8 protein-coding genes are annotated in these 8839 nt (G+C 73.3%); 6 read left to right on the forward strand and 2 right to left on the reverse strand.

What is annotated here, in order from left to right; genetic code table 11:
• Positions 1–266: 266 nt before the first annotated feature.
• A complete protein-coding gene (locus tag AAT21_RS22345; RefSeq protein WP_046778740.1) occupies positions 267–1004 on the forward strand; it encodes an enoyl-CoA hydratase family protein in 738 nt (245 codons plus the stop codon).
• Complete coding sequence (locus tag AAT21_RS22350) at positions 992–1600, forward strand: TetR/AcrR family transcriptional regulator (RefSeq protein WP_046778741.1); 609 nt, start codon at positions 992–994, stop codon at positions 1598–1600. The genes AAT21_RS22345 and AAT21_RS22350 overlap by 13 nt, the downstream gene beginning before the upstream one ends.
• Positions 1601–1718: 118 nt before the next feature.
• On the opposite strand, the gene AAT21_RS22355 is transcribed toward AAT21_RS22350, so the two are convergent.
• Positions 1719–2825, reverse strand: a complete 1107-nt coding sequence (locus AAT21_RS22355; protein WP_030964724.1) for a citrate synthase 2 — start codon at positions 2823–2825, stop codon at positions 1719–1721.
• Between the two features lie 200 nt (positions 2826–3025).
• Between AAT21_RS22355 and pdxH the strand changes: the two genes are divergently transcribed.
• Together pdxH and AAT21_RS22365 are read left to right on the forward strand one after the other, a co-directional pair.
• Positions 3026–3688 carry a pyridoxamine 5'-phosphate oxidase gene (gene pdxH, locus AAT21_RS22360; RefSeq protein ID WP_046778742.1) on the forward strand — a complete coding sequence of 221 codons (663 nt, stop codon included), beginning with the start codon at positions 3026–3028 and terminating at the stop codon, positions 3686–3688.
• Between the two features lie 720 nt (positions 3689–4408).
• Entirely contained in the window at positions 4409–5731 is a 1323-nt protein-coding gene (locus AAT21_RS22365; protein ID WP_046778743.1) for a PAS domain-containing protein, read from the forward strand.
• A 21-nt stretch (positions 5732–5752) separates the two neighbouring features.
• Here the strand turns inward: AAT21_RS22365 and AAT21_RS22370 are convergent, their stop codons facing one another.
• Complete coding sequence (locus AAT21_RS22370) at positions 5753–6508, reverse strand: SIS domain-containing protein (RefSeq protein ID WP_046778744.1); 756 nt, start codon at positions 6506–6508, stop codon at positions 5753–5755.
• Between the two features lie 210 nt (positions 6509–6718).
• Between AAT21_RS22370 and AAT21_RS22375 the strand changes: the two genes are divergently transcribed.
• The gene (locus tag AAT21_RS22375) at positions 6719–7411 is read left to right on the forward strand and encodes a metal-dependent transcriptional regulator (RefSeq protein WP_030665907.1); all 693 of its coding nucleotides are present in this window, start codon (positions 6719–6721) and stop codon (positions 7409–7411) included.
• A 353-nt stretch (positions 7412–7764) separates the two neighbouring features.
• Positions 7765–8652 carry an alpha/beta fold hydrolase gene (locus tag AAT21_RS22380; RefSeq protein ID WP_046778745.1) on the forward strand — a complete coding sequence of 296 codons (888 nt, stop codon included), beginning with the start codon at positions 7765–7767 and terminating at the stop codon, positions 8650–8652.
• Positions 8653–8839 lie beyond the last annotated feature (187 nt).

Here is an 8839-nt window from a genome sequence, read left to right on the forward strand (position 1 = left end):
GCGCCGAGCCGAGGAGACACCCCGTACCGGCACCGCTCCCCGACCCCCACCAACCCCCGCCCGGCCAAGAGCCCAACCCGAACCGCCGAGCACCACATGAAACCCCGCCCGGCCGGAGCCAGAGCCGGACCGCCTAGCCGCCCGCAGGGCAGACGGCCGAGCCGCTCGCAGGGCAGACGGCCGGACCGCCGAGCAACCCCGCAGGGGCCACCGCATAACCTCCCCCCGAGGACCCCGCCCACCCCGCCGACCGCTCCGGAGGAGCCATGGCCACACCCGTCCACGCCACCACGGCGGCCGCCGTCACCACCCTCACCCTCGACTCCCCGGCCAACCGCAACGCGCTCTCCGCTGAGCTCGTCGCCGAGCTCCGCGCCGCCCTCGCCGCGGCCGGCGCGGACCCGGCCGTGCGCGCCGTCGTCCTCACCCACACCGGCGGTACCTTCTGCTCCGGCGCCGACCTCAAGTCCCCCTCCGCCCCGGCCGACTTCGTGGCCCTGCTCCGCGAGATCGCCGAGCTGCCCCGGCCCGTCGTCGCCCGCGTCACCGGCCACGTCCGGGCCGGCGGCCTCGGCCTGCTCGGCGTGTGCGACATCGCCGCCGCCGGGCCCGGGTCCTCGTACGCCTTCACGGAGACCCACCTGGGCGTGGTCCCCGCCGTCATCTCCGCACCGCTCCTGCCCCGCCTCGACCCGCGCGCCGCCGCCCGGTACTTCCTGACCGCCGAGGCGTTCGACGCCGCCGAGGCCGTACGGATCGGCCTGCTCACCCTCCACGGGGACGACGTCGACGAGACCCTCGCGCCCGTCCTCGCGGGCCTGCGCAAGGCCGGCCCGCAGGCGCTCGCCGCGACCAAGCGACTGGTGACCGCACCCGTACGCGCGGCCCTCGCGCAGGACGGCGCCGCGCTCACCGAGCTGTCCGCGCACCACTTCGCCTCCGCCGAGGCCCGCGAAGGCATCACCGCCCGCTTCGAGCGCCGGGAACCGTCATGGGCGCTGTGACCGGTGGCGTCACGGCCGAGACGGGCCCCAAGCAGGCCCGCAGCCGCGTCACCCGCCGCCACCTCCTGGAGGCGGCCGTGTCATGTCTGGCGGAGCACGGCTGGGCCGGTTCCACCGTCTCCGTCGTCGCCGAACGCGCCGGCGTGTCCCGCGGAGCCGCCCAGCACCACTTCCCGACCCGCGAGGACCTGTTCACCGCCGCCGTCGAGTACGTTGCCGAGGAGCGCTCCACCGCCCTGCGCGAGCTCTTCCACGCCGGGCCGGCCGCCCGGCCGGCCGTGGTGCAGGCACTGGTCGACCTGTACACGGGCACCCTCTTCCGGGCCGCGCTCCAACTGTGGGTGGCCGCCTCCAACGAGGAGCAGCTGCGCCCGCGGGTCACCGAGCTGGAGGCCCGGGTCGGCCGCGAGACCCACCGCATCGCCGTGGAGCTGCTGGGCGCCGACGAGGCGGTGCCGGGCGTACGGGAGACCGTGCAGGGCCTCCTCGACATGGCCCGCGGCCTGGGTCTGGCGAACGTCCTGACCGATGACGCGGCCCGCCGGGCCCGTGTCGTGGCCCAGTGGGCACGCATCCTGGACGCGGCCCTGGGCTGAGCCGCCCGGCCCCCGCCCAGCCGCCCGCTCAGCCGGGCGGTCCCAGAACGCGGCAGGGGCGCCGCGCCCCGGAGGAGTCCGGTTCGCGGCGCCCCGCGGTGACGGGCGGCCGGGCCGGTCAGGCGGTCTCGGCGATGTCCGCGTAGCCCTCGATCTCCTGCGGGTCGCGCCGGCCCGGTCCCGTGTAGCGGGCCGACGGGCGTACCAGGCGGCCGGTGCGCTTCTGCTCCAGGATGTGCGCCGACCAGCCCGCGGTACGGGCGCAGCTGAACATCGAGGTGAACATGTGCGCCGGGACCTCGGCGAAGTCCAGCATGATCGCCGCCCAGAACTCCACGTTGGTGGCGAGCACCCGGTCGGGACGACGGGCGTGCAGCTCCTCCAGTGCGGCCTTCTCCAGCGCGGCGGCCACCTCGTAGCGCGGCGCGTCGAGCTCCTTGGCGGTGCGCCGCAGGACGCGGGCGCGCGGGTCCTCGGCGCGGTAGACGCGGTGTCCGAAGCCCATCAGGCGCTCGCCCTTGTCGAGGGCCTTCTTCACGTACGCGACGGCGTCGCCGGTGCGCTCGATCTCCTCGATCATGCCGAGCACGCGGGACGGCGCGCCGCCGTGCAGCGGGCCCGACATGGCGCCGACGGCGCCCGACAGGGCCGCGGCCACGTCGGCGCCGGTGGAGGCGATGACGCGCGCGGTGAACGTGGAGGCGTTCATGCCGTGCTCGGCGGCGGAGGTCCAGTAGGCGTCGACGGCCTTGACGTGCTTGGGGTCCGGCTCGCCCCGCCAGCGGATCATGAACCGCTCGACGACGGACTCGGCCTTGTCGATCTCGCGCTGCGGGACCATGGGCAGGCCCTGGCCGCGGGCGGACTGGGCGACGTACGACAGTGCCATCACGGCCGCGCGCGCCAGGTCGTCGCGGGCGGTCTGCACGTCGATGTCGAGCAGCGGTTTCAGACCCCACACGGGGGCGAGCATCGCGAGTGCGGACTGCACGTCGACGCGGATGTCACCGGAGTGGACCGGGATGGGGAAGGGCTCGGCGGCCGGCAGGCCGGGGTTGAAGGCACCGTCGACCAGCAGGCCCCAGACGTTCCCGAAGGAGACGTGGCCGACGAGGTCTTCGATGTCGACGCCCCGGTAGCGGAGCGATCCGCCTTCCTTGTCGGGTTCGGCGATCTCCGTCTCGAACGCGACGACCCCTTCGAGCCCGGGTACGAAGTCGGACATCAGGCGGCTCCTCAGATAGTGCGAACACGCGCGGCTCCCGGCGTGACTCGCGGTCCGGCGCGGTCATCCCCGTTGATGCCCGGCACGGCCGTTGGTCACCCGTGCGGGGACCTTCGGACCGGCCCCAAGATTTTGGCGGCTGCGCCCCGACTGCGGAAGCGTGACATACGGCACACCGTCACAGGTCCACCTGCGGCAGGATGGCTTGCGTGACCGATCAGGACATTGACCCCGCCATGATGCGCAAGCAGTACCGCTCGGAGATCGTCCACGAGGAGAGCCTCGCCGGGGAACCGATGGAGCAGTTCGCCCGGTGGTTCCAGCAGGCGGCCGACTCGCACCTCTTCGAACCGAACGCCATGGTCGTCTCGACGGCCACCTCCGACGGCCGGCCCAGCTCGCGCACGGTCCTGCTGAAGCAGTTCGACAGCCGGGGCTTCGTGTTCTTCACGAACTACGCGTCCCGCAAGGGCCGGGAGCTCGCCGAGAACCCGCAGGTCGCGCTGCTGTTCCCCTGGCACCCTATCGCCCGTCAGGTGATCGTCACCGGTACGGCGGCCCGTATCGGCCGCGACGAGACGGCGGCGTACTTCCGGTCCCGGCCGCACGGTTCGCAGCTGGGTGCCTGGGCGAGCGAGCAGTCGAGCGTGATCGGCTCCCGCGCGGAGCTGGACCGCCGCTACGCCGAGCTCGCGGAGCGCTATCCGGAGGGGGAGCAGGTGCCGGTGCCGCCGGAGTGGGGCGGACTGCGGGTGGTGCCGCAGGAGGTCGAGTTCTGGCAGGGCCACGAGAACCGCCTGCACGACCGGCTCCACTACGTGCTGGAGGGCGAGAAGTGGCGCCTGGAGCGTCTGTGCCCGTAGCGGGCGCGCAGAGGCAGAGGCAGAGGCAGAGGCAGAGGCAGACGCGGACGTAGACATGGACGCAGACGACCCGCGGGCTCGGGTTCCTCTCCTGCAGTGAGAGGAGCCGGCCGGACGTTACCGGCGAGCCCGCGGGTCGGGTGACTGCTTGGGATTGGCGCCGGGCTACCGCCGGGCACCGCACTGGGTGCGTTGCTGACGACGGGCCCTAGCCCGCAGCCACCTCACGCGTCCGGAGTTCGTACATTTCCGGGATCACCTCCTTTCAGTGTGCCTCCACTCTAAGCAGGCCCGCGCTCTGCGCTCAATCGAATTTCCGCAGCGAATCCACAGCTGTATCCACCGCCTCTCCGGAGCAGCCGCAGATTCCGGTGCGATACGTCAAAACAGCTGGTCAACGTGGTGATGCGGTGCCGGCCACCGGTCCGGACCGCGACACGTTCGGCTCATTTGCCGGCCACTTGCCGGCCCGCTTTCCTTTGGGGGCGAGGGCTGCTGCAAGGCCATGCGGCCGGGAGGAGCTCGCGGATCTCAGCACCGGCATGTGCCGGTTCCGGATCGCACGTGTCGGACGACATGGTCGCCGCCGTGACCGGCGCGGAGGTGCTGCACCAGAGGTGGGGGCGCGCATCGATTTCCCTGAATGCGGTGTGGTGTGGGTCACGTTCGAGTTCAATGATCTGACGTGCCGCATACGCGAACACCTGCTGGGGGTTCCAGGTGACTGCTTCCGGACGTGACGAGACCGCCGACGATCTGCTCGCCGCGCTGCTGGACGGGATGGACGCCGCGCTGTGTGCCTTCGATTCCGACGGGGTGATCACCCACTGGAACCGGGAGGCCGAGCGGATCCTGGGCTGGTCGGCCGGGGAGGCCGTGGGGCGCAAGGGGTTCGAGGGGTGGGCGGTGCGGGCCGCCGACGCGCAGGACGTGCAGGACAGACTGATGTCCGCCCAGCACGTGCCCGGACGGCAGGTCCACGAGTTCGCGCTGCTCACCAAGGACGGCGGGCGCGTCCTCGTACGGACGCAGTCCGCCGGGGTGCCGGGCGCGGACGGCTCGCCCGCGGGGGTGTACTGCGCCTTCAGCGAGGTGCACGCGCAGATCGACCTGGAGCGGTCCATCGCGCTGAGCGAGGCCCTGATGGAGGACGCCTCCTGGGGCGTCGTCCTCGTCGACGTCGACCTGCGGCCCGCCGTGGTCAACGCGCACGCCGCGCGGGCCTTCGGCACCGGCCGCACCGCCCTGCTCGGCCGGCCCCTCGGGGAGCTGCTGACCCAGGGGGTCGAGGAGCTGGAGGGGGCGCTGCAGCACGTGCTCGCCGAGGGGGCGCCGCCCGCGCCCGTCGAGATGTGGGTGTCGGTGCGCACCGCGGAGGGCGTGCGGCGGCGGTGCTGGCGGTGCGGGTTCCTGCGGCTGGCCTCGCCGCTCGCGGAGGAACCGGTGCCGCTGGGGGTCGGCTGGCTGATCCAGGACGTCACCGAGACCCGCCAGGAGCAACTCGACGCCGCGCAGGCGCGGTTCCGGTCCCATCAGCTCCACCGTGCCGGGCGGGCCGCCGCCGAGTGCGAGGACCCGGCGGAGGCGGCCGGCGTACGCCTGGACTTCGCGCTCGCCGGCTTCGCCGAGCACGCGCTGCTGGACGTACTGTCCCCCGCGGCCGACTCCGAGCAGCGCCGGCTCGTACGGTGCGCGGCGTCGCCGCCCGCGCTGCCGGGGCCCGGTTCGATCCCCGTCCGGTACCCGGCCGGGCATCCGGCGCTGCAGGCGCTGGACCGGATCGGCTCCGTGCGCACCAGTGCCCCGCGCGGTGAGGCCGACGCGGAGTGGGCGCGGGCCCGGCAGTGGCCCGAGGGTGCGGCGCACGTGCTGTGCACGGTGCTGCGCAGCCGGGGGCGGACCCTGGGCGCCTTGACGTTCCTGCGGGGGCCTTCGCGGCCGGCGTTCGAGCGCGCGGACGCGGCGTACGCGGAGGAGGTCGCGGCCCGCGTCGCGGCGGACCTGGACCTGGCAACACCCCCCACCGCCCCGCCCGCGGGCTGAGCGCCCGTCAGGTGCGGCGGGTCAGTGGCGGAAGAAGATCCGGTCGCCGTACTCCTGCATCACGCGGCCGTTCCACTCGTGGCCGCCGTCGACGTTGCCCGAGCGCAGCAGCGGGGGCTCCAGGCCGCGGGCGGCGAGCTCCCCGGCCGCCGCCGCCATGACCGCCTGCATGATCGCGCTGGTGACGACCGTGGAGGCGGGGGCGAAGGGGGCGTCGATGCCGTCGAGGCTCAGCTCGGCGTCGCCGACCGCGATCTTGCTGTCGAGGACGACGTCGCAGTGGTCCTTGAGGAAGGTGCCGGAGGCGTGCCGGGACCTGGTGCCGGTGGCGTAGGCGACCGAGGTCACGCCGATGACCTTGAGGCCGATGGCGCGGGCGTTCATCGCCATCTCGACCGGCAGGGCGTTGCGTCCGGAGAGCGAGATGATCACGAGGACGTCGCCGTCGGAGGCGGGGCTGCTGTCGAGGACGGCGCCGGCGAGGCCGTCGACGCGTTCCAGGGCGCTGCCCAGCGTGGCGGGCATGACGTCGACACCGGCGGTGCCGGGGACGGCGAGGAAGTTCATCAGGGCCAGGCCGCCGGCCCGGTAGACGACGTCCTGGGCGGGCAGCGAGGAGTGTCCGGCGCCGAAGGCGAAGAGGCGGTTCCCGGCGGCGACGGCGTCGGCGACGAGGGTGCCGGCCTCGGCGATGTGCGGGGCCTCCTCGTCCCGTACCCGCTCCAGCAGGCCGATGGCGGCGTCGAAGAACTGACCGGCCAGCTTGCTCTCGCTCATGCGCCGAAGGCCCTTCCAGAGGTGGGGTGCGTCCGTGTCCGCCGCTCACCGTGCGGTCTGGACCAAGGGCCTGTCAATACGGGCGTCAATCCCGCGTCCCGAGGGAGGGAGGATGTCCGCGAACGGTCTTGGCCCTCGGCACGGGACGGTTGTCGGCCCGATGCGTCAGAATTGGGCACGGGGCCAGCGCACGCAATCCGAGGGGCACGAATGTCCGGACTGATCGATACCACGGAGATGTATCTCCGCACCATCCTCGAGCTGGAAGAGGAAGGCGTGGTACCCATGCGCGCCCGCATCGCCGAGAGGCTGGACCAGAGCGGGCCGACGGTGAGCCAGACGGTGGCGCGCATGGAGCGGGACGGCCTGGTGGCCGTCGCCACCGACCGGCACCTGGAGCTGACCGACGAGGGCCGGCGGCTGGCGACGCGCGTCATGCGCAAGCACCGGCTCGCCGAGTGCCTGCTCGTCGACGTCATCGGGCTGGAGTGGGAGCAGGTCCACGCCGAGGCCTGCCGGTGGGAGCACGTGATGAGCGAGGCGGTGGAGCGGCGGGTGCTGGAGCTGCTGCGCCACCCGACCGAGTCGCCGTACGGGAACCCGATTCCCGGGCTGGAGGAGCTGGGGGAGAAGGCGGAGGCGGAGCCGTTCCTGGAGGACGGCATGATCAGCCTGTCCGAGCTCGACCCGGGCACCGAGGGCAAGACGGTGGTCGTGCGGCGTATCGGGGAGCCGATCCAGACGGACGCGCAGCTGATGTACACGCTGCGTCGTGCGGGCGTGCAGCCCGGCTCGGTGGTGAGCGTGACCGAGTCCCCGGGCGGTGTCCTGGTCGGGAGCGGTGGTGAGGCTGCCGAGCTGGAGGCGGAGATCGCCTCGCACGTGTTCGTGGCGAAGCGCTGATCCTGCGGCCCGTGCGGCCTGTGCAGCCCGCAGGGTTCCCGCCCGTTCGTATCGGTGCTCGTGCGTATCGGGCCCGTACGCAGCGGCCTGGAGCGGCCTGGATGTGGGTGGTCCCGGCGCCTCGCGGCGCCGGGACCGGTCCTCCCCTGTGCGACCTGGAGCCCCGAGCTCTCAAGGTCTTCCCCTCGGACCGTCTTCCCCGAGCGGCCCGCCTCCCTGGTGAAAGGATCTCCATCGGCAGCGGCCGCCAATCCTTGAGCAAGGTCACTCGAAAGAGCGGTGTTGTGGGCGAGAACCCCGTTTTCGAATGGGGGTTCGATAGTCTGGCGGGGAACGAAGGGGGTGCATCTGCGGTGGTACAGCGCATTGATGTGACAGGGGCCGAAGGTGTGCGTCTGGCCGCCTGGCAGTTCCGAGAACCGGTCGCCGAAGCGGAAGCGGAACCGGACCCCCGCCCCGGTGTGCTGTTACTGCACGGCCTGATGGGCCGCGCCTCCCACTGGGCCGGCACCGCCCAATGGCTCGCCGAGCGGCGCCGCGTCGTCGCCCTGGACCAGCGCGGCCACGGCCACAGCGACCGCCCGCCCGCCGGCGCCGACCCGCACACCGCCCTGGGCCGCGAGGCCTTCGTGGCCGACGCCGAGGCCGTCGTGGAACAGCTCGGCCTCGCCCCCGTGACCCTGATCGGCCACTCCATGGGAGCGCTCACCGCCTGGCAGCTCGCCGCCCGCCGCCCCGACCTGGTCGCGGCCCTCGTCATCTGCGACATGCGCGCCTCGGCCCTCGGCGCGGCCTCCCAGCGCGAATGGGAGGACTGGTTCCACCTCTGGCCCCTGCCCTTCCCCAGCCAGGCCGCCGCCCGCCGCTGGTTCGGCGAGGACGACCCCCGCGTGGAGCGCCCCGACCCCGGCCGCGGCGCCTTCTTCGCGGAGGTCATGCACGAGGCCGCGGACGGCTGGCGCCCGCTCTTCTCCCGCCGCCAGATGCTGAAGGCCCGCGAGACCTGGGTCCACGACGCCCACTGGGAGGAGCTGGCCCAGGTCCGCTGCCCGACCCTCGTGGTCCGCGGCCTGGACGGCGAACTGGGCCGCGCCGAGGCCCAGGAGATGGTCCGCGTCCTCCCGGCCGGCCGGTACGCGGAGATCCCCGACGCCGGCCACTACCTCCACTACGACCAGCCGGCGGCCTGGCGCGCCGCCCTGGAACCCTTCCTGGACGACATCCCGGCCCCCGCCCCCTGACCTCGCCACGAGCCGCCCCGTAGCGGCTGAACGGATCCGTCATGCGGACCGGCTGCTCGTGGAAGTCCGTCCGGTCCCCGCCGAAGTCCGGGACCCGCGTCACCTCCAGGCCGGGAACGCCCAGCAGCACCAGCGGCGACGAGACCGAACTCCGCGGGAGTTCACGCACTCTCGGCCGGAAGCGGGC

It is taken from the genome of Streptomyces yangpuensis (assembly GCF_001005295.1).
GTDB lineage: Bacteria > Actinomycetota > Actinomycetes > Streptomycetales > Streptomycetaceae > Streptomyces > Streptomyces yangpuensis.

Bases quoted from the DNA above. Each gene is read 5' to 3' on its own strand.
- AAT21_RS22375 (WP_030665907.1), top strand. From the start codon at position 6,719: ATGTCCGGACTGATCGATACCACGGAGATGTATCTCCGCACCATCCTC.
- AAT21_RS22370 (WP_046778744.1), bottom strand. From the start codon at position 6,508: ATGAGCGAGAGCAAGCTGGCCGGTCAGTTCTTCGACGCCGCCATCGGC.
- AAT21_RS22345 (WP_046778740.1), top strand. From the start codon at position 267: ATGGCCACACCCGTCCACGCCACCACGGCGGCCGCCGTCACCACCCTC.
- AAT21_RS22355 (WP_030964724.1), bottom strand. From the start codon at position 2,825: ATGTCCGACTTCGTACCCGGGCTCGAAGGGGTCGTCGCGTTCGAGACG.
- pdxH (WP_046778742.1), top strand. From the start codon at position 3,026: ATGGCTTGCGTGACCGATCAGGACATTGACCCCGCCATGATGCGCAAG.
- AAT21_RS22350 (WP_046778741.1), top strand. From the start codon at position 992: ATGGGCGCTGTGACCGGTGGCGTCACGGCCGAGACGGGCCCCAAGCAG.